At 72.2% G+C, this 24,118-nt stretch carries 22 protein-coding genes and 1 riboswitch; of the genes, 10 read left to right on the forward strand and 12 right to left on the reverse strand.

Annotation, left to right across the window (positions count from 1 at the left end):
• Positions 1-70: 70 nt before the first annotated feature.
• The gene (locus tag AB0I10_RS06425; RefSeq protein ID WP_363151325.1) at positions 71-325 is read left to right on the forward strand and encodes a (2Fe-2S)-binding protein; all 255 of its coding nucleotides are present in this window, start codon (positions 71-73) and stop codon (positions 323-325) included.
• Between the two features lie 67 nt (positions 326-392).
• On the opposite strand, the gene bfr is transcribed toward AB0I10_RS06425, so the two are convergent.
• Positions 393-869 carry a bacterioferritin gene (gene bfr, locus AB0I10_RS06430; protein ID WP_363151180.1) on the reverse strand — a complete coding sequence of 159 codons (477 nt, stop codon included), beginning with the start codon at positions 867-869 and terminating at the stop codon, positions 393-395.
• A gap of 147 nt (positions 870-1,016) precedes the next feature.
• On the opposite strand from bfr, the gene AB0I10_RS06435 reads away from it, so the two are divergent.
• Complete coding sequence (locus AB0I10_RS06435; protein ID WP_363151181.1) at positions 1,017-1,649, forward strand: sulfite oxidase-like oxidoreductase; 633 nt, start codon at positions 1,017-1,019, stop codon at positions 1,647-1,649.
• A 42-nt stretch (positions 1,650-1,691) separates the two neighbouring features.
• Here AB0I10_RS06435 and AB0I10_RS06440 read toward each other — a convergent pair whose 3' ends face one another.
• The 5 genes from AB0I10_RS06440 to thiO form a co-directional block, all read right to left on the reverse strand.
• On the reverse strand, positions 1,692-2,537 hold the full coding sequence (locus AB0I10_RS06440; RefSeq protein WP_363151326.1) for a deoxyribonuclease IV: 846 nt from the start codon (positions 2,535-2,537) through the stop codon (positions 1,692-1,694).
• A gap of 161 nt (positions 2,538-2,698) precedes the next feature.
• Complete coding sequence (pknB, locus tag AB0I10_RS06445; RefSeq protein ID WP_363151182.1) at positions 2,699-4,696, reverse strand: Stk1 family PASTA domain-containing Ser/Thr kinase; 1,998 nt, start codon at positions 4,694-4,696, stop codon at positions 2,699-2,701.
• A 127-nt stretch (positions 4,697-4,823) separates the two neighbouring features.
• Positions 4,824-5,564 carry a thiazole synthase gene (locus AB0I10_RS06450; protein ID WP_363151327.1) on the reverse strand — a complete coding sequence of 247 codons (741 nt, stop codon included), beginning with the start codon at positions 5,562-5,564 and terminating at the stop codon, positions 4,824-4,826.
• A 123-nt stretch (positions 5,565-5,687) separates the two neighbouring features.
• Positions 5,688-5,936: a sulfur carrier protein ThiS gene (thiS, locus tag AB0I10_RS06455; RefSeq protein ID WP_363151183.1), complete on the reverse strand. Its 249-nt coding sequence runs from the start codon at positions 5,934-5,936 to the stop codon at positions 5,688-5,690.
• On the reverse strand, positions 5,933-7,198 hold the full coding sequence (gene thiO, locus AB0I10_RS06460) for a glycine oxidase ThiO (protein WP_363151184.1): 1,266 nt from the start codon (positions 7,196-7,198) through the stop codon (positions 5,933-5,935). The genes thiS and thiO overlap by 4 nt, the downstream gene beginning before the upstream one ends.
• A riboswitch (TPP riboswitch) is annotated at positions 7,196-7,308 on the reverse strand. Its footprint overlaps the gene before it by 3 nt.
• A 155-nt stretch (positions 7,309-7,463) precedes the next feature.
• Here thiO and AB0I10_RS06465 point away from each other — a divergent pair.
• From AB0I10_RS06465 to AB0I10_RS06485, 5 genes are all read left to right on the forward strand, one after another.
• The gene (locus AB0I10_RS06465; protein ID WP_363151185.1) at positions 7,464-8,705 is read left to right on the forward strand and encodes an FAD-dependent oxidoreductase; all 1,242 of its coding nucleotides are present in this window, start codon (positions 7,464-7,466) and stop codon (positions 8,703-8,705) included.
• Between the two features lie 99 nt (positions 8,706-8,804).
• The gene (locus tag AB0I10_RS06470; protein WP_363151186.1) at positions 8,805-9,170 is read left to right on the forward strand and encodes an Rv2175c family DNA-binding protein; all 366 of its coding nucleotides are present in this window, start codon (positions 8,805-8,807) and stop codon (positions 9,168-9,170) included.
• A gap of 119 nt (positions 9,171-9,289) precedes the next feature.
• Positions 9,290-9,940, forward strand: a complete 651-nt coding sequence (gene thiE, locus AB0I10_RS06475) for a thiamine phosphate synthase (RefSeq protein WP_363151187.1) — start codon at positions 9,290-9,292, stop codon at positions 9,938-9,940.
• A 221-nt stretch (positions 9,941-10,161) separates the two neighbouring features.
• Positions 10,162-11,079, forward strand: coding sequence for a methylenetetrahydrofolate reductase [NAD(P)H] (gene metF / locus AB0I10_RS06480; protein WP_363151188.1), 918 nt, complete (start codon positions 10,162-10,164; stop codon positions 11,077-11,079).
• 36 nt (positions 11,080-11,115) lie between these two features.
• Positions 11,116-12,249: a hypothetical protein gene (locus tag AB0I10_RS06485; protein WP_363151189.1), complete on the forward strand. Its 1,134-nt coding sequence runs from the start codon at positions 11,116-11,118 to the stop codon at positions 12,247-12,249.
• 102 nt (positions 12,250-12,351) lie between these two features.
• On the opposite strand, the gene AB0I10_RS06490 is transcribed toward AB0I10_RS06485, so the two are convergent.
• The 5 genes from AB0I10_RS06490 to AB0I10_RS06510 form a co-directional block, all read right to left on the reverse strand.
• A complete protein-coding gene (locus tag AB0I10_RS06490) occupies positions 12,352-13,857 on the reverse strand; it encodes an NAD(P)/FAD-dependent oxidoreductase (RefSeq protein WP_363151190.1) in 1,506 nt (501 codons plus the stop codon).
• Between the two features lie 48 nt (positions 13,858-13,905).
• Complete coding sequence (locus tag AB0I10_RS06495; protein WP_363151191.1) at positions 13,906-14,526, reverse strand: DUF4126 domain-containing protein; 621 nt, start codon at positions 14,524-14,526, stop codon at positions 13,906-13,908.
• 419 nt (positions 14,527-14,945) lie between these two features.
• Positions 14,946-15,560, reverse strand: a complete 615-nt coding sequence (locus AB0I10_RS06500; RefSeq protein ID WP_363151192.1) for a TetR family transcriptional regulator — start codon at positions 15,558-15,560, stop codon at positions 14,946-14,948.
• Positions 15,561-15,595: 35 nt separating this feature from the next.
• A complete protein-coding gene (locus tag AB0I10_RS06505; protein WP_363151193.1) occupies positions 15,596-17,803 on the reverse strand; it encodes a YhgE/Pip domain-containing protein in 2,208 nt (735 codons plus the stop codon).
• Positions 17,775-18,635 carry an ATP-binding cassette domain-containing protein gene (locus AB0I10_RS06510; RefSeq protein ID WP_363151194.1) on the reverse strand — a complete coding sequence of 287 codons (861 nt, stop codon included), beginning with the start codon at positions 18,633-18,635 and terminating at the stop codon, positions 17,775-17,777. The genes AB0I10_RS06505 and AB0I10_RS06510 overlap by 29 nt, the downstream gene beginning before the upstream one ends.
• Positions 18,636-18,861: 226 nt before the next feature.
• Between AB0I10_RS06510 and AB0I10_RS06515 the strand changes: the two genes are divergently transcribed.
• The 3 genes from AB0I10_RS06515 to AB0I10_RS06525 all read left to right on the forward strand — a co-directional run bounded on the left by AB0I10_RS06515 (position 18,862) and on the right by AB0I10_RS06525 (position 21,129).
• Positions 18,862-19,347 (forward strand): SAV_6107 family HEPN domain-containing protein, encoded by a 486-nt coding sequence (locus tag AB0I10_RS06515; RefSeq protein ID WP_363151195.1) that lies wholly within the window; start codon positions 18,862-18,864, stop codon positions 19,345-19,347.
• 346 nt (positions 19,348-19,693) lie between these two features.
• Complete coding sequence (locus AB0I10_RS06520; RefSeq protein WP_363151196.1) at positions 19,694-20,449, forward strand: methyltransferase; 756 nt, start codon at positions 19,694-19,696, stop codon at positions 20,447-20,449.
• A 269-nt stretch (positions 20,450-20,718) separates the two neighbouring features.
• Complete coding sequence (locus AB0I10_RS06525) at positions 20,719-21,129, forward strand: DUF3040 domain-containing protein (RefSeq protein WP_363151197.1); 411 nt, start codon at positions 20,719-20,721, stop codon at positions 21,127-21,129.
• Between the two features lie 506 nt (positions 21,130-21,635).
• Here the strand turns inward: AB0I10_RS06525 and AB0I10_RS06530 are convergent.
• Positions 21,636-24,074: a DUF3488 and transglutaminase-like domain-containing protein gene (locus tag AB0I10_RS06530; protein ID WP_363151198.1), complete on the reverse strand. Its 2,439-nt coding sequence runs from the start codon at positions 24,072-24,074 to the stop codon at positions 21,636-21,638.
• Positions 24,075-24,118: the final 44 nt, after the last annotated feature.

The raw sequence follows: 24,118 nt of genomic DNA on the forward strand, positions 1-24,118 counted from the left end.
GGTAAGGTAAGGGTTACCTCACTCAAGATCAGCCGGATCGACGAGCCAATCCTCCTCGGGGGTGAACCGCGTGTACGTCTGCTCATGCTTCGGGATCACCGAGCAGCAGGTCCGCGAACACGCGGATACGGGCGCCTGCACGCCCCGCCAGATCGCCTCCGCCTGCAAGGCCGGCACCGACTGCGGCAACTGCGTACGCCGCATCCAGGCGCTGCTCGGCCGTGGCGCCTGCCCCCGGCGCGAACTCATCGACAACGGTGCGGCCGAGCCGCTGGTCGCGGAGGAGGCCGAAGGGGTGCTCGCGGGGTTCCCGGGGGCCGCGTAGCCCCCAGCGGCCGTCCTGGGCGTACGACGGCCGGCCGGCGGGTGGGCATGACAACAGCTGTCCCGTCTCAGCTCGGCTGCTCGACCAACTGGGCGATGTAGAGCGCCTCACCGAGCTTCTCGACCAGCTCCAGCTGGGTGTCGAGATAGTCGATGTGGTGCTCCTCGTCCGCGAGGATGCCCTCGAAGATATTCGCCGAGGTGATGTCGCCCTTGCTGCGCATCAACTCGATACCGCGCTTGAGCCGGTCGATCGCCTCGACCTCGACCTGCCGGTCCGCCTGGAACATCTCGGTGACGGTCTGGCCGACGCGTACGTGGAACAGCCGCTGGTAATTCGGCAGCGCGTCGAGGAAGAGAATGCGGTCGGTCAGCACCTCGGCATGCTTCATCTCGTCGAACGACTCGCTGCGGGTGTACTTCGCAAGCTTCGTCCAGCCGAAGTTCTCCTGCATCTTGGCGTGCAGGAAGTACTGGTTGATCGCGGTCAGCTCGGCAGTCAGCTGCTCGTTGAGGAATTCAATGACCTCGGGGTCGCCCTGCATGGCAGCGGGCTCCTTCCGCGCGTGAACTGGGCAGATGCCGCGCATCCTTGCACCGCCCGGAGCGGGGCGTCCAGTAAGTTCACGCTTAGTGCGAGTTGCCCGAATCCTTACCTCCCTGGTCATCGGCACCCCTCCCGGTCTGACAACATGGAGGGCATGGGTCAGCCGGAACGCCGCGAGCAGGAGCATCCTCAGCTCCCTCCGGGGCAGCGACTGCAACGAGGCTGGCCGGTCACGCATTACGGGCCGGTTCCGAAGTTCCGCCCCGAACGCTGGGAGTTCCGGGCCTTCGGCGCCACCGCGGACGGCGGCAAACACTGCTGGTCGCATGAGGAATTCACGGAACTGCCGTATGCCACGGTCGTCTCCGATATGCACTGCGTGACGAAATACAGCATGCTGGGCGCCGAATGGGGCGGGGTGCGTACACAGACGATCCTGGAGCTCGCGCCGCCCGCGCCGGATGTCACCCATGTGATGGTGTGGGCCGAGTACGGATTCAGCTCGAATTTGCGCCTGGCGGATTTCGCCGCGGAGAACTGCATCTTCGCCACGCACTGTTCCGGAGAACTGCTCACCGCCGAGCACGGCTTCCCGGTCCGGCTGATCGTCCCGCATCTGTACGCCTGGAAAGGCCCCAAGTGGGTCCGCGGCATCGAGTACATGACGGCGGACCGCCGCGGCTTCTGGGAGGAGCGCGGCTATCACAACCTCGGCGACCCGTGGCGGGAGCAGCGCTACTCCTACCAGGAGGAGCCGGGGGAGGGCCCCGAGCTCTGAGGCCCGGCCACGTGACCCGAATTCCGGTTCCGGCGCCGCCCGTCAGGATTGACCGGACGCCAGCGCGCGCAGCTCCTTCAGACGGGCCACGTCCGCCGCATGTCCTTCCTTGCCGCCCGGTGTCTCGATCACCAGGGGGACGCCGTCGGTCGCCGGATGACGGAACAGCTCCCCGAACGGCTCCGCACCGATGTGCCCGGCCCCGATGTTCGCGTGCCGGTCCTTGTGGGCACCGACCACGTCCTTGGAGTCATTGGCGTGGATCAGCTTCAGCCGGCCCTCGCCCGTGACCTCCACCAGTTCGTCCAGCAGCGCCTTCATTCCACCCGGCGCCGCCATGTCGTGACCGGCCGCGAAGGCATGGCACGTATCCAGGCAGACCCCGAGCCGCGGGTGCCGGTCCAGCGCGTCGAAGTACGGTCCGAGATCCTCCGCCAGCGCGCACAGCGACGCACCCTGGCCCGCCGTCGGCTCCAGCAGCAGCCACGGGTCGTCGTCCCCCGTCAGCTCGTCCAGCAGCGGCCGCATCCGCTCCTTGACCTGCGCCAGTGCCTGCTCGCGCGGCCGCCCGCCGGTCGCCGAGCCGGTGTGCACGACCACCCCGAGCGCGCCGATCTCCCGGCCGCGGCGCAGCGAGTGCCGCAGCGACGCCACGGACTTGTCGACGGTCGCCTCGGTGTGTGAGCCGAAGTTGATCAGATACGGGGCGTGGACGTACGCCGGGATGTCGTCCTGCGCGCAAGCCGCCCGGAACGCCTCGTCCTGCTCGGGGCTCCCGGTCGGCGTCGCCCAGCCGCGTGGATTGGCCACGAAGACCTGCACGGTCTCGCCGCCCAGCTCGCGGGCGTAGGGAAGGCCGACCTTGGCCAGGCCGCCGGCCACCGGCACATGGCCGCCTACCGGATTACGTGCACGGGCGCGCTGCTCGGCGCGATCCGGGGACGGGGAGGGGGACGCCGAAGCCGACGGGGAAGTACTCACGCTCCCAGGGTGCCAGGGACCGAAAGGATCCCTGACACCGCTCCCTTACCTGCGGGGATCGCCCCCCCTTACAGCGCTCCCTTGAGCTTGATGGTGATCGTGCTGCCCTTCGGGGCCTGCTCGTCGCCCTCGACCGACTGGCTCTCGACCTCGTCCTGGGGGAAGAGGAACGGCTTCTTCACCTCGACCCGGAAGCCGAGATCCGTCAGCGCCTTCTTGGCGTCCGCTTCGTTCTGGCCCGTGACGTCCGGGACGGTGACCATCTCCGGCCCCTTGGAGACCGTGAGGGTGACTGTGTCGCCCTGGCCCAGCTCGTCCTTCCCGCCGTGCGACTGCAGGGCGATGGTGCCCCGGTCCTCCTCGGAGAACACCGGCTGGGCCGCGAACTTCACCTTGAAGCCCACTCCCCGCAGCGTCTCCTCGGCGTCCGCCCGGTCGTCGCCGATCACATCGGGAACCTTCAGCGGGGCGCCGCGGCTGATCGTGAGCGCCACCGCCGTATCGGGCCGGCGCTTGGTGCCCGGGGTCGGGTCCGTACTGATCACCGAGCCCTTGGCGACGTCGGCGTCGAACACCCGGCGCTCGGTGCCCGGGGTCAGCCCGAGGTCGCGCAGCTTGCGCTTGGCGTCCGCGATCGGGGTGCCGGCCAGGTCGGGGATCGTGACGATGTCCGGGCCGCGGGAGACGGTGATGGTGACCGTGCCCGTGCCGCGGATCCGCTGGCCGTTCGCGGGGTCCGTGGCCATGACACGGCCACGCTCCACATTCGAGCTGAAGCCCCGCTTCACCTTCACGCCCAGGCCCTCGTCGCGGAGCTTCTTCTCCGCCTTGGCCTGCGGCATGTCCAGCACCGCGGGGACGGTCGTGAACTGGCCGGAAGTGATGTACCAGACGCCCGTGCCCACCCCGAGGACCAGCAGCACGGCCGCCACGATGGTGAGGAGCCGGTGCCGCTGGAGCAGGCCGCCACGGGGCGCCGATGGGGAGGGCACCGGACGCAGTCGCGTCGTCTGGTCCGTCGGGGGCGCGGCGTCCGCCGGCGGCACCTCCAGCCGGCTGGTGCGGTTGAGCTGGTTGAGGTCAGTCTCCTCGGCGGGCAGCTGCATCTGCACGCCGCCGATCCGCGGGAGCACGTCCGTACGCTCGGAGTCCCCGCCCGCCACGGCGCCCTCCGCGGGCACCTCCTTGGCGTGCGGCGGCACGATGTCCAGCTGCTCGTCGGTCAGCTCCGCGCGGGCCGCCCGCGAGTGGGACAGCAGCGCCACCGCGTCCTGCGCGCGCTGCTGCGGGTCACGGGCGGTGGCCAGCGCCACCAGGTCGTCGAGCTGCGGCGCCAGACCCGGCACGAACTCGGACGGCGGCAGCACGTCCTCATGCAGGTGCTGGTAGAGGATCTGCGCCGCGGTGCCGCCGGTGTGCGGCTTGCCGCCGGTCAGCATCTCGTAGAGCACCACGCCACAGGCGTAGACATCCACCCGGGCGTCCGCGGTGCCGTGCTCCATCTGCTCGGGGGCCAGATAGGAGACGGTCCCCAGGACCGAGCCCGTGGAGGCGGTGGTGTTGGTGTCCACCGCGCGCACCAGGCCGAAGTCGGCGACCTTGACCCGGCCGTCGTCGCCGATCAGGACGTTCTCCGGCTTCATGTCGCGGTGCACGAGGCCGGCACGGTGCGCGGCACCCAGGGCCGCGAGGACCGGCTCCAGGATGTCCAGCGCGGCCCGGGGCTGCAGGGCGCCGCGCTCGCGCAGGACGTCGCGCAGTGTGCACCCGGCGATGTACTCCATGGCCAGATAGACGTACGTACCGTCCGTGCCCTGGTCGAAGACGCCCACCACATTCGGGTGCGACAGGCGCGCGACCGACTTGGCCTCACGGATGAACCGGTCGACGAACGCGTCGTCCACGGCGAGGGTCGGGTGCATCACCTTCAGCGCGAGCACACGGTCGAGCCGGGTGTCCATGGCCCGGTAGACCGTGGCCATCCCGCCGGCGGCGATGCGCGCCTGGACGCGGTAGCGGCCGTCGAGCAGCTGGCCCACGAGTGGGTCCTGAAGGGTCGTATCCACGGCAGATGAGTCTACGAGGAAGCACTGACAGGTCGAACGCCGCGGCCGCCCCTCGGCCGTACTGCAGCCGAACGGTGACAGGAACCCGGGTCATGGACACCGCCGGGTCCCTGCCCCGCTCCGCCGCTCAGAACGCCGGCCGCTCCGGATCCAGCTCCGCCACGCCCTCCGTGGGCGAGGACGCCTGCGCGAAGTGGCGGCGCGGGATCCGGCCCGCCCGGTGCGCCAGCCGGCCCGCCTCGACCGCGTGCCGCATCGCCGCCGCCATCAGCTCCGGCTCCTGCGCCCGGGTCACCGCGGACGCCAGCATCACCGCCGCACAGCCCAGCTCCATCGCGAGCGCGGCGTCCGAGGCGGTGCCCGCGCCCGCGTCCAGCACGACGGGGACGCCGGCCCGCGCGGTGATCAGCTCGAAGTTGTGCGGATTGCGGATGCCCAGGCCGGAGCCGATCGGCGAGCCCAGCGGCATGATCGCGGCACAGCCCACGTCCTCCAGCTTGCGGGCCAGCACCGGATCGTCGTTCGTATAGGGCAGCACCGTGAAACCGTCGTCCACCAGGGTCTCGGCGGCGTCCAGCAGCTCGATCGGGTCGGGCAGCAGGGTCCGCTCGTCGGCGACGACCTCCAGCTTGACCCAGTCGGTACCGAGCGCCTCCCGGGCGAGCCGGGCGGTGAGCACCGCCTCGCCAGCGGTGAAGCAGCCCGCGGTGTTCGGCAGCACCTGGATCTTGTGCCGTTCCAGTACGGACAGCACCGAGCCCTGCACGGTCGGGTCCAGCCGCCGCATGGCGACCGTCGTCAGCTCCGTACCGGAGGCGAGCAGCGCGCGTTCCAGGACGTCGAGGCTGGGCGCGCCGCCGGTCCCCATGATCAGACGGGACCGGAAGGTGGTGTCGGCAATGGTGAGAGTGTCGGTGCCGGCGGCGGCGTCGCCGTCGGACCCAGCGGGGTCGGTCCCCCGGATGACTGCGGTATCGGCCATGTCTGGTGATCAGCCTCCCTGGACCGCGGTGAGGACCTCGACGCGGTCGCCGTCGCCGAGCGCGGTCGCGGACCACTGGGTGCGCGGCACCACGGTCTCGTTGACCGCGGCGGCCACCCCGCCCGGCGCCGTGGACAGGGTCGCGACAAGCCGGTCGAGGGTCAGACCGCCGGGGATCTCGCGGGCCTCCCCATTGACGGAAACGGACAGGGTGGGGCCACCCGGGGCACCGGGGGCGGGGGTGCTGGGGGCGCTCATACGGGCTGCTCCTCTAGGACGCGGGCGCGTTCCGGCCGCTGGGCGGTCGCGGTGGAGAATCGCGCGGGGGAGAAGGGACGGGCCTCTTCCGGGAGGTTCCCGGTGGCCAGTACCTCGGCCATCGCATCGCCGGTGACCGGCGTCAGCAGCACCCCGTTGCGGAAGTGGCCGGTGGCCAGGTGGAGGCCGGGCAGCGCGGACGGGCCGAGCAGCGGGGCGTTGTCGGGGGAGGTGGGGCGCAGCCCGGCGCAGGTCTCGACGAGCGGCAGCTCGGTGATGCCGGGGACCAGCTCGTGCGCGTCCCGGAGCAGCTCGTAGACGCCGCCCGCGGTGACGGTGGTGTCCCAGCCCAGTTCCTCGCTGGTGGCGCCGACGACCAGTTCGCCGTTCTCCCGGGGCACCAGATAGAGCGGCCCGCCCCGTACGACGGCCCGTACGGTGCGCGAGAGGAAGGCGGCACCACCGGCCGGCGCGTCCGGCATGTGCAGCCGCAGCACCTGCCCCTTGACCGGCCGCACCGGAGGCAGCACGTCCTCGGGGACACCGGCCAGCCGCCCGCTGTGGCTGCCCGCGGCCAGCACCGTCTGACCGGCCGACAGCCGCGTGCCGTCGGCGAGTTCGACGCCCGATGCGCGCCCGCGGGAGACGTCGCCGGAGACCGTCAGCCGCTCTGCCCGGCCACGGTGGAAGGCCACCCCGGCGCGCTCGCAGGCGATCAGCAGGGCGCTCGCCAGCCGGCGCGGATCGACCTGGTGGTCGCCGTCCACCCGCAGCCCGCCACGGACCCCGGGGGCCAGCATCGGTTCCAGGCGGCGGCACTCGCGCCCCGACAGCCACTGCGAGTCCAGCCCCGACCGGATCTGCAGGGCGTGCAGTTCGCGCAGATGGGCGCGGTCATCGGCGTCCAGGGCGACGGCGAGGGTGCCGCACCGCCGGTAGCCGATCCGCTGCCCGCTGGCCTCCTCCAGCTCCGCCGTGAACCGCGGGTAGCGGCCCGCGGAGGCGAGGTTGAGGCCGAGCAGGGTCTGCTCGCCGTAGTGGAGCTCGGTGACCGCGGCCAGCATGCCCGCGGCGACCTGGGCGGCGCCGCCTCCCGGCGCGGGGTCGACCACGGCGGCGGTCAGTCCGCGGCCGGCCGCCCGCCAGGCCGTGACCAGGCCGATGATGCCGCCCCCGATGACGAGGACGTCGGGGTGTCGCGGTGGTGCTGTGGACGAGGTGGATGACGTGGCTGAGATGGGTGGTGTGGCAGGTGGATGCATGGGCGTCCAGCCCCTCCCTTCGCCGGCATGACCCGGATCAGGTTCGTACGGTCGGAGGCCGGCCAGCCTCCCTCTCAGCCCGGTGCGTCCGGGCTCCCGCGAGTGCGTGCATCCGTCACCCTAATACGGGGCCGCGACGCGCCGTAAGGGAGCGCCCCGGGGCCCCGCCCGGGTGGCGCCCCGCGACGGCCGATCGTGACGCTGTGTCAGAGATCTCCTTGCGCGCTGCTGCGAGCCGCACGACACACCGTCCTACAGTGATCGGGTGAGCGAGCACAGCACGTCTTCCCAGGCCCCTGACCGCACGCCGCGCGTCGTGATCGTCGGCGCGGGAATAGCGGGTGTGCAGACCGCGGTCGCCCTGCGCGAACAGGGCTGGCGCGGCGCGATCGCACTCCTCGGCGACGAGCCGCACCAGCCCTACGACCGCCCCCCGCTGTCCAAAGCGGTGCTGCTCGGCAAGGCCGAAGGCTCCACCTTCGACGTCGACTTCGGCGCGCTCGGCATCGATCTGCACCTCGGCCGCCGGGTCACCGCCCTGCGGCCGGACGCCCATGCCGTCGAGACGGCCGAGGGCCCCGTCCCGTACGACTACGCGGTCCTCGCGACCGGCGCCGACCCGGTCGTGCTGCCCGGCAGCGAAGGGCTGCCCGGCGTCCACCTGCTGCGCACCCTCGATGATGCCAAGCGGCTGCGGCCGGTGCTCGCCGCCCAGCACGAGATCGTGGTCGTCGGGGCCGGCTGGATCGGCGCGGAGTTCGCGACCGCGGCGCGCGAGGCGGGCTGCGCGGTCACCGTCGTCGAGGCCGCCGAGCGTCCGTTGGCCGGCGCGCTGCCCGCCGAGGTCGCCGCCCACATGACCGACTGGTACGCGGACGCCGGCGCCGATCTGCGCACCGGCGTCTCGGTCGCGTCCGTCGCGCCGGGCGCGGTCACCCTCGCCGACGGTACGACGCTGCCCGCCGACGCCGTGGTCGTCGGGATCGGCGCCCGGCCCGCGACCGGCTGGCTGGCCGGCTCGGGCGTCGCCCTGTCGCCGCAGGACGGCTCCGTGCTGGCCGACGAACACCTGGGCACCTCCGTCCCCGACGTCTACGCGGTCGGCGACTGCGCCTCCTTCCCGTCCGCCCGCTACGGCCGCCGCCTGCTGATCCACCACTGGGACAACGCCCTCCAGGGCCCCCGTACGGTCGCCGAGAACATCGCCCGCGAACCGGCGGAGGGCCTGGTCTACGACCCGGTCCCGTACTTCTGGTCCGAGCAGTTCGGCCGGTTCGTGCAGTACGCGGGCCACCACTCGGGCGCCGACGAGCTGGTCTGGCGCGGCGACCCGGCCGGTGCCGCCTGGTCGGTGATCTGGCTGCGGGACGGCCGCCTGGTCGCGCTGCTCGCCGTCGGCCGGCCCCGGGACCTCGCCCAGGGGCGCAAGCTCATCGAGCGGGGCGCCACCCTCGACCGGCAACGGGCCGCGGACGCGTCGGTGTCGCTCAAATCGGCGGTGAGCTAGCCGAAACCGGCGGTGAGCCCGGGGTGGTGCGGGCGCGGGGCGGCCCCTGATGGCGATGCCCGGGTACCGGCTGTCAGTGCGAGGTGGCACGCTTGTCCTGTGACCGAGATTGACGCAAACATCGATGGACTCGTCCCCGCCTGGCTCACCCTCCCCGACATCGCCGAAGAGTTCGGCGTCGAGGTGACGCGCGTCCGGCAGCTGGTCAAGGAGGGCCAGCTGATCGCGGTGCGCCGCGGCGAGAACAGGGCACTGCAGGTGCCGGCCGATTTCATCAAGGACGGCAAGGTCGTCAAGGGGCTCGCAGGGACCCTGACGCTGCTGCGCGACGACGGCTTCGCCGACGAGGAGATGCTGGAGTGGCTCTTTACCGCTGATGACACCCTGCCCGGCACCCCGGCGCAGGCGCTGCGCGAGAATCGCGGCACGGAGGTGAAGCGCCGGGCGCAGGCGCTCGCCGTCTGACGCACCGGGCGCGAGCGCGCTCCCATCGGCAACCGCACCATCATCCGTAACCGCATCTGAGGGGCGTACGGACCGGAAGGCCCGGCCCGTACGCCCCTGACCTGGGGGGAAACCACCCGATGAGCACTGCACGACAGGCCCTGTCCGAGGCCCGGCTGTATCTGTGCACGGACGCCCGCACCCGGCAGGGCGACCTCCCGCAGTTCCTGGATGCGGTGCTCTCCTCGGGCGTGGACATCGTCCAGCTGCGCGACAAGGGCATGGAGGCCGGCGAGGAGCTCAGGCATCTGGAGGTCTTCGCGGACGCCTGCCGGCGGCACGGCAAGCTGCTGGCGGTCAACGACCGCGCGGACGTCGCCCACGCCATCGGCGCGGATGTGCTGCATCTGGGGCAGGGCGATATCCCGGTCCCGGCCGCCCGCGCCATCCTGGGCGCGGATGTCCTCATAGGCCGCTCCACCCACGCCGAGACCGAGGTGGACGCCGCGGTCGCCGAGGCGGGGGTGGACTACTTCTGCACCGGACCGTGCTGGCCGACGCCCACCAAGCCGGGCCGCCACGCCCCCGGCCTGGACCTGGTCCGCTACACCGCCTCGCTCGCACCCGAGCGCCCCTGGTTCGCGATCGGCGGGATCGACGCCGGCAATCTGGACGAGGTGCTGGAGGCGGGCGCCCGCCGTGTCGTGGTGGTCCGCGCGATCACCGAGGCGGACGATCCGGGGGCCGCGGCCGCGGACCTGGCGAAGCGCGTACGGGCCTGGGGCGCCTGAGCCGCGCACCTCTTGTCCGGGCTCGGAATCCGCATGTGGGGATCGGGTCCCGATGGCGCTCCGGCTCTGCCGCTCCGGCTGCCGGTCGGGTGGTCGCTCCGGTGGTGGTTTCTGGACGGCCGATGGCCGGGAGATGTCCAACCAGTGGACACGAAACCGGCTAACCAGGCATAACGCCGTCGATGGTTGGTGTGTGCCTGCCCTGTGGCTAACCTGCCCGTATGGCCCTAGGTACAGCTTCCACCAGGACTGATCGCGCTCGTACCGTGCGCGATCTGCTGGCTTCAGGCAAGCAGTCGTATTCGTTCGAGTTCGCCGCCCCGAAGACCGAGAAGGGCGAGCGGACCCTGTGGAACGCCATTCGCCGGATCGAGGCCGTCGCGCCGACCTTCGTCTCCGTGACGTACGGAGCCGGCGGCACCTCCCGTGACGGCACGGTGCGCGCCACCGAACGCATCGCCACCGACACCACCCTGACCCCGGTCGCCCACCTCACCGCGGTCAACCACTCCCTGGCCGACCTGCGCAACATCATCGGGCAGTACGCCGATGCCGGTATCCGCAACATGCTCGCGCTGCGCGGCGACCCGCCCGGCGACCCCATGGGTGAGTGGGTGCGGCACCCCGAAGGCGTCGGCTACGCCGCCGACCTCGTCCAGCTGATCAAGGAGTCGGGCGATTTCTGCGTCGGCGTCGCGGCCTTCCCCGAGATGCACCCGCGCTCGACGGACTGGGACACGGACGTCGCCCACTTCGTCGACAAGTGCCGGGCGGGCGCCGACTTCGCGATCACCCAGATGTTCTTCTACGCCGAGGACTACTTCCGGCTGCGCGACCGGGTCAGCGCCGCCGGCTGCTCGACGCCGATCATCCCGGAGATCATGCCGGTCACGAACGTGCGCCAGATCGAGCGTTTCGCGCAGCTCAGCAACGCCGCCTTCCCGCCCGAGCTGGCCGACCGCATCCTCGCCGTCAAGGACGACCCGGCGGCTGTACGCTCCATTGGCATCGAGTACGCGACGGAACTGTGTGCGCGCTTGATGGCCGAGGACGTTCCCGGGTTGCACTTCATTACCCTGAACCACTCCACGGCGACGCTGGAGATCTACGAGAATCTGGGGCTGCACCAGCAGTCCTGATCACGGTGGCCGGAAAACGGCGGAAGAGGGGCGTATATGGGCTGGACGGTCCTCTACATCGCGTTCGGCCTCGTCGCGCTGTGGCTCCTCGGTGAGGTTCTGCTTCAGTACAAGGCCCGGCTGCGCTGGCGGCTGCTCGCCTTCACCGGCTTCATCGGTGTGGTGGTCGGCGTCATCGTTTCCTCGGTGATCGTGATCGGGGTCGGCGCCATCGCCTTCGCGGTCGGGCAGACGAATGTGACGCTCTCCTTCAAACGCGGCTTCTCGACCGGCTGGGCGCTGGGCGGGAAGCCGGGGGAGAGCCGGCGCCGCCGGGCCCGCTCCAGCGGCGCGCCCGCCCAGCCGACCCTCCAGGTCTCCGGCCTGGAAGACGTACCGCTCACCGGCGGCACCGGCCAGGGCACGGACGACCAGGGGATGTTCGCCGGCCAGGGCGGCTACCAGGGCGTCCAGGACGGCTACGCCGGGCAGGGGACGGCCTACGAAGCGAATGACGGCTCGCTCGGCCAGGACCCGTACCAGACCCAGCAGCAGACCTACGCGGGTCAGGACGACGGCTACGCCCCGCAGCCGGGGTACGCGGGCCAGGACGGCTACGCGCGGGTGGACGCCGCCGCCGTCTACGCCCCGCAGCCGATGCCCGACGAGACCGGGCAGTACGGCGTCTACAGCCCCGACGCCCGCGCCCAGCAGTCGGACTACCCGGCCTACGACGCGTACGGTGCGGCCAACGGCAACGGGTCCAGCGACGGCAACGGCAACGGCAACGGCTATGCGTACGGCGACAGTTACGGTCAGACCTACGCGGGCCAGGATGCCTATGCCGACCCTTACGCGGCGTACGGGGACGGTCAGGGCCAAGGCCAGGGCCAGCAGGCGCCCTACTCCGATCCGTACATCGGCGCCCAGCAGTACACGGCGCAGTACGACCCGTACGAGCAGCTGGATCCCTATGGGCAGCCGGTGTATGCCCCGCAGCAGCCCTACGACGGCATACAGCTCGACGGCCAGGGCCAGCCGCTGGGGCAGAACCCGGGGCAGGGCTACGGTGAGACGCCGCCCGGCGGGGTGTGGGTCCCGCAGCAGCGCGGCGGCGAACTCCCGCCCGAGCAGCCGCCGTACCCGCCCTACCAGCAGCAGGGCTACGACGAGCAGCAGTACCGCTACTGAGCGCTGAGCCATCGAGTCTCTGGGCCCGGGCGCCGTCGCCGTATGACGCCCTTACGCCGACTACGTCCTCACACCGGCTGTGTTCTCACACCGGCTGTGTTCTCACGTCGACCCGCGCCAGTCATCGCCGTTCACGATCAGGCCCGCGACGATCGCGCCGGACATCCCGGCATGCGCCAGCCCGCCGCCCGGGTGCGACCAGCCGCCGACCGCGTAAAGCCCCGGTATCCGGGTGCGGTTGGCGGGCCGCAGAAAGCGTCCTTCCTGCCCCGCCAGCGCGGGGCCGGGCACCAACGCCTCGTCCGTGGGCGGCAGGACCTCCCGCCACAGCACCCGCTCCCGCAGTCCGGGAACCGCGGCCTCGGCGATCTCCGTCAGCCGGTCGGCGGCCGCCTCGGTGGCCGCACGGTCCAACGGGCCGCCCGGCGCCACTGTGGCGCTCAGCGTCACGGCCTCGTGCTCGTCGTCGGGCCGGGAGGCGGGGTCGTCCGGCCGCAGCACCGTCACCGTAGGGTCGGCGCACGGGGGACGTGGGCCCGCGCCGTCCCCGAAGACGGCCGCCAGCTCGGCCGCGCGGTCGCGGGCGTGCACGACCGTCCGGTGCGCGGCGTCCTGCGGCCGCGCGCCACGCAGCGCGAGCGCGACCGTGAACCGCCCCGGCACACCCTCAGGACGGGCGTCCGGCCGGACATCGTCCGCGCCCCACGGCAGCCCGCCCGGCACCATCGGCGCCAGCCGGGCCGGAGCGACGCCCGCGACCACGAACTCCGCGCCGGCCACCTGGCCGTCGGCCAGCTCGACGCCCGCCGCCCGGCCGTCCTTCTCGACGATCCCGGTCACCTCAGCGCCGAAGGAGAACTCCACCTTGCGGGCCAGGCAGCGCTCGTACAGTGCGTCGGCCAGCGCCCGCATACCGCCGCGCGCGTACCAACTCCCGAAGGTCTGCTCCATATACGGCAGCACGGCGGCGCTCGCCGGAGCGCTGCGCGGGTCGAAGCCGTAGGCCAGCGCATGGCTCTCCAGCAGCGCGACCAGCCGGGGGTCGGCCAGCTCGCGGCGGGCGACCTCGGCGAGGGTGGCGGTCGCCGGGCCCTTGCCGAGGCCGAACAGCCCGCGCCTGCGCACCGCCGGATACGGATCGCGCCCCAGCACCTGCCAGTCCGGCCGCAGCGGCTCCTCCAGGAGCGGCCGCCGGGTGGCGTCCCAGGCCTCGCGGGCCCGGTTGATGAAGGCACTCCAGCGCTCGCCCGAGCCGGCGCCCAGCGCGCCGTCCAGCGCCTCGACCACCCCGGCGCGCGAGGCGTTCGGCAGCGGGACGGCGGTGCCGCCGGCGAAGACATGGCGGCTCGCGGGGTCGACCTGTGACAGCTCGACGCACTTCTCCAGCGGCTCGCGGCCGGTCTTGACGAACAGATCGCGGTAGACGGCCGGCAGATGCAGCAGGCCGGGCCCCGTGTCGAACGCGAAGCCGTCCCGCTCGATCCGCTGCACCGCGCCGCCATGCGTCGCGCCGCTCTCGAACACCGCCACCCGGTGGCCCGCGACGGCCAGCCGGGCAGCGGCCGCCATCGCGCCCATCCCGGCGCCGATCACCGCAATCCGTGCCATGCCTGCGACTTTATCCGGGCCCACTGACAACGTCCGAACGGCGGTGGTTCAGCCCGGCGGTGCCACCGCGCCCTCCGCCGTGGCCAGCCGCTTCTCCTCGCGCCGCAGCCGCCTGCGCCGCAGGAACCGGCGGATCCGCGACCACAGGAAGATCACCAGCGTGATGCCCGCGATCAGCAGCGTGCCCGCGATCACCGCCGCGGCCACGGGATGGAACACCGCGAACGCGATGAGCCCGGCGACCCCCAGGTCCTCGGCGATGCTCAGCACGATGTTGCTCGCGGGCTCCGGCGAGGTGTTGACCGCGATCCGCGTGCCCGCCTTCACCAGATGGCTCAGCAGCGCCGTGGAGCCGCCCACGGCGCCCGCCGCGAGCTCGGGCAGCGAGCCGTTGTGACCGGCCAGCAGCGCCGCCACCACGGCGCCCGCGACGGGCCGGATCACCGTGTGCACGGAGTCCCACACCGAGTCCACGTACGGGACCTTGTCGGCGACGGCCTCCACGAGGAACAGCACCCCCGCGACGATCAGCACATCGGGGCGCTGTAGCGCGGCGGGCACCTCGTCGGTGACGCCGGTCGCGCCGAGCAGGCCGAAGAGCAGGACGACGGCATAGGCGTTGATCCCGCTCGCCCAGCCACTGGTGAAGACCAACGGAAGTACGGACACGCGGAAGATCGTAGGCGAGCGCTGGGCTCCGGTGCTCACGTTTGAGTATCCGTACTCAGACGCCCAGATGAGTAGGTACGCGGATGGGCCGGGGCCCCTCGGGACGGAAGAGTGGGGACCACGGAAGGGACGCGGCGCCGCACCGCCGACACGGGGCGGCGGAACGGCGCGGCTCCCGGACGTAACGGGGGAAGTACGGGGGCTCCACGGGGGAGCACGGGGGAAGCGCTGTCCTGGTCGGATCGATGGGGGAACGATCTGCGCCAGGGCAGCGCACTCTTTTGTGCGGGGCCATGGGCCGTACTGGTGCGCGCCGTACCGACCATACGGCGCGCACTCACGGCCCCTGGACGAGTAAGTCCTGTGCCCCTTCGTCCGCCCGTAGGGCGGGAGCCAGAAGGGACACGGGACTTACCCGTCTAGGCCGAGCGGCCGCTGACCCGCCCTTGGAGGAGCCGCGACAGCGCCGCGTGGACATCGTCGATCGACCGGTCCGGCTGGTAGGACTGCCAGTCCAGCGCGGCCACCAGGACCATCCCGAACAGCGCCGAGGCGGTGAGCGGAATGTCGATCTCCTCGCTCAGCTCATCATTGGCCACCGCCTCCCGCAGCACGTCCTCCACCACGGTGATGGCCCGCTCGCGCACCACCATCAAGGTGGACTGCCAGGCGCGGTTGGTGCGCCACAGCTCGGCCACGTAGAGCTGGGTGAGCGCCGGGTAACGGGAGATGAAGTCCAGCCCGGCCCGGATCATCGCGTCCAGGGCGTCGATCCGGCTGCCGCCCCGGTCGGCGACCTCCTCCGCGGCCGCCTGGAGGGAGGTCGCCAGCAGTTCGATGCCGTGCCGCAGCAGCTCCTCGAAGAGAACGTTCTTGCTCGCGAAGTTGTAGTAGACGGTGCCCTTCGCGACGCCCGCCCGCTCGGCGATCTCGTCCACCGTGGTGGAGGAGAAGCCCTGTTCGGCGATGAGCGTGACCGCGGCCTCGAAGAGTTTGCGCCGGGTGGCGTCGCGGCGTGTATTGGAGCTGTCCATGGGGGCGATTGTGCCGGTCTCCGCGGTGTGCGCGCTCACAGGCTCAGCTCCGGATGCAGGTCCTTCATCCGCACCACCTGGCGGCCACGGGCCGACAGGGAGGTCAGCGCGAGCGCCCCGACGGTGAACGCGAGCAGCACCAGACTGCCCTGCCACACAGGCCCCAGGTCGCCTCCCGTGATGAGCCGGCGCAGCCCCTCCACGATGTAACTCATGGGCAGGAAGGGGTGGATGGCGCTGAAGAAGCCGGGGCTGGTCTGCACCGGGTACGTACCGCCCGCCGAGGTCAGCTGGAGCATCAGCAACGCCAGGACCAGGATCCGGCCGGCCGGTCCGAACTGTGCGTTCAGCCACTGCACGATCGCCGAGAAACAGGCCGTGACCAGCACGAGGAAGCCGATTGTGCCCGCCGCCCGCGCCATCTCCAGGCCGAGCGCGAAGTGCAGCACGGACATCAGGGCCGCGGTCTGCAGCACCCCGATGGCGAACACCGGAAGCCACCCGGACACCGCCACCCGCCACGAGGACGCGCCCATCGTCAGGGCCCTCCGGTTGAGCGGTTTGATCAGCATGTACGCCACCATGGCGCCGACCCACAGGGACAGCGGGATGAAGTACGGGGCGAAGCCGGTGCCGTAGTTGGGCGCCTTGTGGGCCGAGCCTGAAGCGAGCTGCACCGGGTCGGACATGACCAGGGTGCGCGCGTCGCGGTCCTTCTTGCCGTAGTCGGGAATCTGCCGCGCCCCGTCGTGCAGCCCGCCGGCCAGCTTCGCGGAGCCGTCGGAGAGCTTGAACATGCCGCCGTTCAGCGTCTGCGCGCCGTCCTTGAGCCTGCCCACACCGGAGTCGAGGTCGCCCATGCCGGTCGAGGCGCGGCCGGTGCCGTCGTGCAGCTCGCGCGCACCGTCCGCCACCTTGCCCGCGCCGTCGGCGAGTTGGTCCGTGCCGGCCGCCAGTTTGCGGGCACCCGCGGAGACCTTGTGTGCGCCGTCGTTGAGGTCGTTGATCTTCTTGACGGCGGCGTCCATGTCGGCGCCGAGGGTCGGTCCGTGCTTCGCCAGCTCGCCGGCCAGGTGGTGCAGCGTGTCCAGGTCCCTGCCGAGCTTGTCGAGGTTCTCCTGGTCGTGGACGTACCCGCTGACCTCCTCGGCCTTGTCCGCCGCGGTGGCCGCCTGCTCCGTGATCTTCTTCAGCTCGGCGCAGGAGGTGTCGAGGGTGACCCCGCTGTCGCAGCGCAGCCGATAGAAGCGGTCGAGGTGGTCGGAGATCCCCCGGGAGAGCTTCGCCCCGGTGGCGGCCGCGGCGGGCAGCTTGTCCAGGTGGTCACGGACCGCCTGGGAACCGTCGGCGACCAGCTGTGCGGCCTCGCCGATCTCCTTGCCGTGCGCCCGGATGAAGGGCCCGACCTTGTCGGCCATCCCGTTGACGGTGTCGGCGAGCTGCTGGGTGCCCTGGGCCACCCGCCCGGACCCGTCGGCCACCTGGTGCGAGCCGCCGGCCGCGGTGTCCGCCCCGTGGGCGAGGTCGGAGCTGCCCTGGGTGAGCCGCCCGGCGCCCGCGTCGAGGTCCCCGAGGCCCTGCACCAGCCGCCCGCTGCCGTCCTTCGCGGTGCCCAGGCCGTCGGCCAGTTCGCCGGTGCCGTCCTTGGCCTTGCCGATGCCGCCCTTCAGCCTGTCGGCGCCGTCCGCGGCCTCCTCCGTCTTGCCGTGCAGCGTGGAGAAGGAGACAAAGATCTTGTCGAGGAAGGTCCGCGAGGCTTTCGTGGAGGCCGCGGAACGCACCTCGGAGAACACCGTCCGGGAGATCTGCCCGACGATGTAGTTGTTCGCGTCGTTCGTACGCACCTTGAGGGCGCTGGTCTCCGGGTGGTCCCCGGAGCTGGAGGCGATCCGCCGGCTGAAGTCCTCCGGGATGTTCAGCGACAGGTAGTACGAGCCGTCCTCGACGCCGTTCCTGGCGTCGTCGGCGTCCACGGTGCGCCAGTCGAAGACGTGGCTGTCGCGCAGCCCGGTGACGATGCTGTCGCCCGCCGATATGCGCTTGCCGTCGACGTCGGCGCCCTTGTCCTCGTTGACCAGTGCCACCGGGATCCGGTCCAGCCGCCCGTAGGGGTCCCAGAAGGACCACAGGTAGAGGGCGCCGTACAGGAGCGGCAGAAGCAGCAGCGCGACCAGTGCCGCGCGCGGCAGCTTCCCCCTCCCGAACCGCTTCAGCTCAAGCGCGGCCAGTTTCGGCGAGCGCATCGGCCGCCCCCTCCTCGTCGTTGCGAACATCGTCGCCGGTGGCGTCGGCGGTCGCGGTGTCCCCTGTGGCGTCGGCAGCTGCGGTCTCCCCGGCGCCGTCTGCGGTGCCCTGCTCCGGGCGGTCGGTACGCACCAGCACCAGGCCCGCGCCCTCCGCGCCGCCCTCCGGCGGCTCGCTGCACACCGCGATGACCGTCGTGCCGGCCGCCGCGAGGCCGTGCAGCATCGCCCAGGCCGCGGCCCGCTCGCCGTCCGACAGCTTCAGGTCGGTGTCGTCCACGGCCAGCACCCGCGGGCCGCCGATCAGCGCGAGTGCCACGGACAGCCGCAGCGCCTCCAGCCGCTCCAGGTCGCGCACCGACGTACGGATCCCCTTGGGCAGCGATGCCACGTCCAGGCCGGCCGCTTCGAGCGCGGCGTCCACCAAGGCGCGCGCCTCGGCCCTGCGTTCCTGGCGCGGCCGCAGCAGCGCGCGCACAGAGCCGCCGAACCGGCCCTGCAACAGGGCGCGTTCCCGCAGATGCTCGCCCACGGTCAGCGCGGGATCGAGCTCGGCGATCCCCGGTACATGGGCGAGCGCGGTGACCGCCCGGACCGCGGCCATCTTCTTGGGCAGCGGCAGACCGCCGACCTCGGCGGTTCCGGCGGCGGTCTTCATCCGTCCGGTCAGCGCGAGCAGCAGACATGTACGGCCGGATCCCGAAGGGCCCTGCACGGCGATCAGCGAGCCGGGTTCCGCCGTGATGTCGATGCCCTGGAACGCCCATCCGCGGGGGCCCTTGACCCCGAATCCCGCGGCCGTGACCGCCGCCCCGCGCGGGGTGCTGTCCACGATCCCTCCTTGAACTGACTGGTCAGTGCAAAAAGTATGCAGTACCCCACCCCCCTCTCCGCAAGGGGATGCGGGGAATCCGTTGGGGATCCGCCGAGAACCTCGTCCCCTTTCCGGCAAAAGAGCAGGTCAGCACCGATTGTCAGTGGTGTACCTCACGATGGGTTCATACGGTCCCGAATCGGCATTCGGTCCCGAACCGGCATGCGACGACAGGAGGTTCGTCATGGCAGCTCGTCCCACAGCGGGCAGCTCCGCTGCGTACGGTCCCCCGAGCGATGTCCACCCCGTCCTGCGGCGGACGGCAGCGCCACCCGCCGCCCTCGATCTCCTCACCAAGGCCCAGCACGGCCTGGCCGAGGCGCAGACCCTGGAAACCCCCAACGAGCGGTTCGCCACGGCGCATCTGGCCGCGCTGCGCACCGCGGCCGCCGTCCTCGCCGTGCGCGGCAGGCCGGAGAGCACGGTGCGCCGGAGGCAGCGTATCCGTAGCGCCTGGGAGGTTCTCCCGGAGGTCGCTCCCGAACTCGCCGAGTGGAGCGCCCTGTTCGCCGCCGGCGCCGCCCGCCGGGCCAAGGCGGAGGCGGGCATAGCCGGCGCGGCGAGCCGCCGCGACGCCGACGACCTGCTGCGGGATGCAGGCATGTTCCTGCGCCTGGTGGAGCGGATGCTGCTGCTCCAGCCGTCCCTGCCGCCGCAGCGGGCGGGCTGAGGGGAGTCAGCGGCCGGGGTTGGGTCCGGGCCTGTGCCTCGGCCTGGGCCTGCTTCTCGGCCTGGGCCAGTGCCTCGGCCTGGGGCTGCGCCCGTGGTTGGGCCAGGGCGGAGGTCCGGGGTTGGGGAGGAGGCTGTGGAGGGAGCTGGCGCGTCCGATGCGTCTGACGCACCAGACGGGGGCGTGGGGGTGGGGTGGGTTGGGGCGGGGCCCGGGGGGGGGAGGGGAGGAAAGGAAGCCGCCCCGCCGCCGCAGGCTGCGGGCGCCTGGGCACGCGATCGAGCCCCGGAACGCAATAGGGTGGTGGACGCTAGATGTTCATGCCCCCGCCGAGGAGCCACCCGCCGTGTCTGACCCGCTGCGCCCGCGCGCATCCCTTCGTACCGCCGTGGTCTGGGAGGTCCTCAAGGACGCCCTGGAGCGCCGGGTCAAGGCCGCCGGGCGTGAGGCCCTGGACGTCCTCGACACCGGAGGGGGCACCGGGAACTTCGCCGTGCCGGTGGCCCGCCTCGGCCACCGCGTCACGGTCGTCGACCCCAGCCCCAACGCCCTCTTCGCCCTGGAGCGCCGGGCCGCGGAGGCGGGCGTCGCCGACCAGGTGCGCGCCGTGCAGGGCGACGCCCACGGCCTCTTCGACGTCGTCGAGCGCGGCGGCTATGACGCCGTGCTCTGCCACGGCGTGCTGGAGTACGTCGACGACCCGGCCGAGGGCGTCCGCAACGCCGTCGACGCGCTGCGCCCGGCCGGCACCCTCAGCCTGCTCGCCGCGGGCCTGGGCGGCGCCGTGCTCGCCCGCGCCCTCGCCGGACACTTCAACGAGGCCCGGCACGCCCTCACCGACCCGGCCGGGCGCTGGGGCGAGGGCGACCCGGTGCCGCGCCGCTTCACCGCCGAACAGCTCACCGCGCTGGTCTCCCTCACCGGCCTGACGGTCGGCGCGGTGCACGGCGTACGGGTCTTCGCCGACCTGGTCCCCGGTGTGCTCGTCGACACCGAGCCGGGCGCCATGGAGGCATTGCTCAAGCTGGAAGCGGCCGCCGCCGAGCAGCCCGCCTTCCACTCCGTCGCCACCCAGCTGCACGTCCTCGCCGAGCGCGACTGACCGCACCGCGTCCCCAATCGCCCGCACGACTACCGCGTGCAGTCGGCCACAGGCCACCCGATCAGCCCCTTCTCCCCGTATGATCGGGGTACGACGTTCCGGCATGACGGACAGGCGGGTGGGGAATGCAGGCAGCATCACCACCGGCAGCCGCAGCGGCCCGGACAGTGAACTGGCGCAGAGGGGCGGGTTTCACGGGGGCGATTCCCTGCCTATCCTGAAGGGGTCGCACCCGGTCGCCCCCCGCGACCGACGAGTAGGAGGTCTCCGTGCCGCTCTCGGAGCACGAGCAGCGCATGCTCGAGCAAATGGAGCGAGCGCTGTACGCCGAAGATCCCAAGTTCGCGACAGCGCTTGAGGGAAGCGGGCTGCGTACGTACACCCGGCGACGGGTCTACCAAGCGGTCGCGGGCTTCCTGGTGGGTATCGCGCTGCTCATGGCCGGAATGGTCTGGCAGCAGATCTGGATCAGCGTGGTGGGCTTCCTCGTCATGCTCGGCTGCGCGGTACTGGCAGTCACCGGATGGCGTAAGGCTCCCAAAGCCGGTGAGCAACAGGCCGGCGCGGGCTCCGGAGGCACCGCGGGTGCCCCCGCACGCCGTCAGGCCAGGCAGCGGCGCTCGATGATGAACCGCATCGAGGACCGCTGGCAGCGGCGCCGCGACGAACAAGGCCACTGACACCACCGAGCGTCAGGGAAAAGCGCTCTCGGGCCTGATCCGCGAATGTCCGCACAGCGGCCGGACAGGCCCGAATCGCTGTCGGGACCTCATTACCACCGGCAAGCGACAGTGATGCGTTCGTGAATCCTTCGCGCCGGGTTTTCGCAGGTCTCCGCCCGGATTCTCACCCGGGAATTCGCGGGAGAACTCGCAGCGGGGAGTCCGCGAACGAGTTCTTCGTGCGACGGCCAATGCCCGCGACGAGCCAATGCCGGTCGATGGGCCACTGCCCTGGCAATGGGCCACTGCCCCGGCAACGGGCTGATGCCGATGCCGTACGACGGGCCGAATGGACTCCGCCTACGCGGCCGACTGCGGGCCGGCCTACGCAACCGGCTACGGACCGCCCTACGCGGCCCGCGCCCCTGAACCCAAGCGCCGGCATTCCTTTGCTCTCCGCGGCCGCCCGGACCCTGACCGGGCGGCCGCTGCGTTTTCTCGTCCGGCGGTTTCTGTGGCGGCCGCTAAGCCCGCTGCCGTCCCGGACGGAGGGCGGCCGCCGCGCGCCGTGCCGCGGTGACCGGGCGGCTGGCGGTGCAGCGGACGACGAGGCCCCTCCAGCGGGCGGAGACGGCCCACAGGAGGCGGACCGCGGAGCGCGGGGCGAGCAGGGCGCGCAGCCGCAGGCCGTGCGTCGCCGTGGCGTGCAGTCCGGCCCGTACCCGCGCCACGTCCGTGGCGAGGCCGGAGACCGGGCGCGGCTGCGGGGCGTACAGGGCCTGCTCGACCGCTGCCGCCACCCGGTGGGCGGCGTCGGCGTCCTCCGGCGGCAGTTCCCCGATGCGTACGATCCGCGTGGCCGCCTTGCGTGGGGTCAGCGAGTCATCCGGGAGGATGCCGTAGTCCCAGCCGGTGTCCAGCATCTCCCGCCAGGCGGAGAGGGTGCCTGCCGCTTGGTCCCCGCCGGGTCCGCCGGCCGCCAGCCTCCGGGACCGCGTACGGATACGCCACAGCATCGGGAGCGCGGGCAGCAGCAGGACGAGCAGCGCGGCGAGCGCGATGCCGACGACAGCCCAGGGGGACGGGCCGCCGTCCGACGGGCGGGCACCCGACTCGGCGGGCACCGGTACGCACGCCGACCCTGTTCCGGGCCCCTCACCGGGGCCGCAGGTCGGGTCGGCGAAGGGTTCGGCCGAGGGGGCCGCGGGCTGGCTCGGCTCCGGCGCGGGGCGGCCGGGGTCGCCCGTGTCCGCGGTGTCCGGGTAGCTGTAGTCGGGGACGCTGCCGCGGCTCGGGGTCGGTTCGAAGCGGGTCCAGCCGGTGCCCTCGAAGTACAGCTCGGGCCAGGCGTGTGCGTCCTTGAGGCCGACCGATGTGGTGCCGTTCGGCTGTTTGGCGCCGGGGGTGAAGCCGACCGCGACCCGGGCCGGGATGCCCAGCGTCCGGGCCATCGCCGCCATCGAGAAGGAGAAGTGGACGCAGAAGCCCTCCTTCTGCTCCAGGAAACGGGCTATCGCCTCGGAGCCGCTGCCCGCCCTGACCTCGGTGTTGTAGGTGAAGCCGCCGTAGAGCGCGAACCATTCCTGCAGCTTGACGGCCTTCTCGTAGGCGTTCCGTGTGCCGTGGGTGACCTTCCGCGCGGTCGTCCGCACGATGGGCGGCAGCGAGTCAGGCACCTTGGTGTACTCGCGCAGCAGCTCCGGGGGCGGTGCCGGGGCGTTGGCCAGCTGGCGGGGCGTGGGCCGCACCTGGAGGCTCTCGACCTGGTACTGCACCCCGCGGGTGTTCTGCCCGCGGTCGCCGACGAGGGTGCGGCCCTGGGGTTCGAAGCGCCAGCGCCCGGCGATGTCCACCTGGGATGCCGGGTAGGGGAGCGGCAGCCAGTTCTGGGCGTACCACTCGGCGGTCGATATGGAGGTGTTGATCCTTTCGAGGTCCACCGCGGAGCTCAGGCCGCGCGGTTGGGGCAGCCGGTCGGGGACGTCGGTGACGGTGCGCTCGGACGGCTTCCAGGCCGTGCCGTCGAACTGGTCGAGGGCGACGATCCGCAGATACATGTCGCGCGTGTCGGCCGCGGTCGTGCGGTAGTTGAGGACTTCCTTGTCCGCCGGCTGGTTCAGGCTGTTCTGCAGCGACACCAGCGGGTTCACGGCGGAGATCGTGCCGCCACCGCCCCCGGGGCCCGGTCCGCCGCTGGACGGGCCGAGCAGTCCGCCGCCCAGCGACGGCAGCGCGGCGGGCACCACGAGCGCGATACCGAGCACCACGGCGCCGATCCTGCGGCCCGTACGGACCGGGGCCGGCGCCGGTCCGCCGGCCCCGGCGGCGAAGCTCTGGCCGCCGCCCGGCCGGGCCGTCCCGGAGCCCGCGGCGCCGAACACCCGGCCCCACTGGGACAGCCGGTCGCGGCCCTCGGCGAGCAGGAGCAGCAGATAGCCGGCCGCCGCGATCAGGAACCACAGCCAGCCCGCGCCGCCCTGGGACAATCCTGCGGCCACCGAATACAGCGCGAGCAGCGGCAGCCCGGCGGGGGCGGCGCTGCGGTACGTGACCGCCAGCGCGTCCACGACCAGGCCGATCACCAGCACTCCGCCGACCAGCAGCAGCCGTATGCCGGGGGTGACGGGGGCAGGTATGGCGTACCGTCCGACGTCCTGGACGCCGTCCTGCATCAGCCGGCCGAAGGCCGCGATGGCGTCCGGGCCCGGCAGCAGCCCGCCGATCGCCTGGTCGCGGGTGAAGAACACGGTCATCAGCAGCACGCCGGTCAGCGCCTGTGCGCCGATGGTCAGCGGTCTGGCCAGCGGGACCCGGCGGGTCAGTGCCCCCACCCCGGTCACGATCCCCAGCAGGATCACCGCCTGGAGCATCCACGTCACCGGATCCACCAGCGGCAGCAGTGCGCAGGCCGCGCACAGGGTCGCCGCTGCCGCGCACAGAGCCAGCCGCGCCCGCCCACTCATGCCGAAACCTCGCTTCGCTCGGCCTCACATTCGCGAGGCGCGCA

It is taken from the genome of Streptomyces sp. NPDC050636, from assembly GCF_040654775.1.
GTDB lineage: Bacteria > Actinomycetota > Actinomycetes > Streptomycetales > Streptomycetaceae > Streptomyces.